The organism is Pseudomonas sp. Sample_24 (genome assembly GCF_004307605.1).
Lineage (GTDB): Bacteria > Pseudomonadota > Gammaproteobacteria > Pseudomonadales > Pseudomonadaceae > Aquipseudomonas.
Genome location: NZ_RCNW01000286.1, coordinates 1 through 945, shown reverse-complemented (window position 1 = coordinate 945; position 945 = coordinate 1). Strand labels below are relative to the sequence as shown.

1 protein-coding gene is annotated in these 945 nt (G+C 62.4%); it reads left to right on the top strand.

Features of this window, described 5'->3' with window-relative positions; all coding sequences use genetic code 11:
- Positions 1-824: ABC transporter permease subunit (locus D8V06_RS15770; RefSeq protein ID WP_130931270.1), on the top strand; the 824-nt coding region annotated here is incomplete at its 5' end.
- Between the last annotated feature and the right edge of the window lie 121 nt (positions 825-945).

The window sequence follows — 945 nt, the reverse complement described above, 5'->3', positions numbered from 1 at the left end:
TGATCCTGGTGATCTACTCGTTCAACGCCTCGAAACTGGTGACGGTGTGGGGCGGTTGGTCGATCAAGTGGTACGTCGGCCTGATGGACAACACGCAACTGATGGGCTCGGTGGTGCGCTCGCTGGAAATCGCCTGCTACACGGCGATTGCAGCCGTCGCACTAGGGACGTTAGCCGCGTTCGTCCTGACCCGCATCACCCACTTCAAGGGTCGCACGCTGTTCGGTGGCCTGGTCACCGCGCCGCTGGTGATGCCTGAAGTGATCACCGGCCTGTCGCTGTTACTGCTGTTCGTGGCCATGGCGCAGATGATCGGCTGGCCGCAGGAACGCGGCATCGTCACCATCTGGATCGCCCACACGACGTTCTGTGCGGCGTACGTGGCGGTGGTGGTGTCGGCGCGCTTGCGTGAGCTGGACCTGTCCATCGAAGAAGCGGCCATGGACCTCGGTGCACGGCCATGGAAGGTGTTCTTCCTGATCACCATCCCGATGATCGCGCCATCGTTGGCGGCCGGCGGCATGATGTCGTTTGCCCTGTCGCTGGATGACCTGGTGTTGGCGAGCTTCGTTTCCGGCCCGGGTTCCACGACCCTGCCGATGGAAGTGTTCTCGGCGGTACGACTGGGCGTGAAGCCGGAGATCAATGCCGTGGCCAGCCTGATTCTGTTGGCCGTGTCGATCGTGACTTTCCTGGTCTGGTTCTTCAGCCGCCGTGCCGAAGAAAACCGCAAGCGGGCGATCCAGCAAGCCATCGAAGAAAGCGCTGCCGATTCGTGGAAACAACCGGACGTGCGTCGCGCACAGGCGCCGGAAGCTGCCTGAAGCGATGCCATGATCGTTCCCACGCTCTGCGTGGGAACGCCTCAACGGACGCTTCGCGTTCGGCTTTTGATGGGACGCAGAGCGTCCCGGGCTGCATTCCCACGCAGAGCGTAGGAACGAT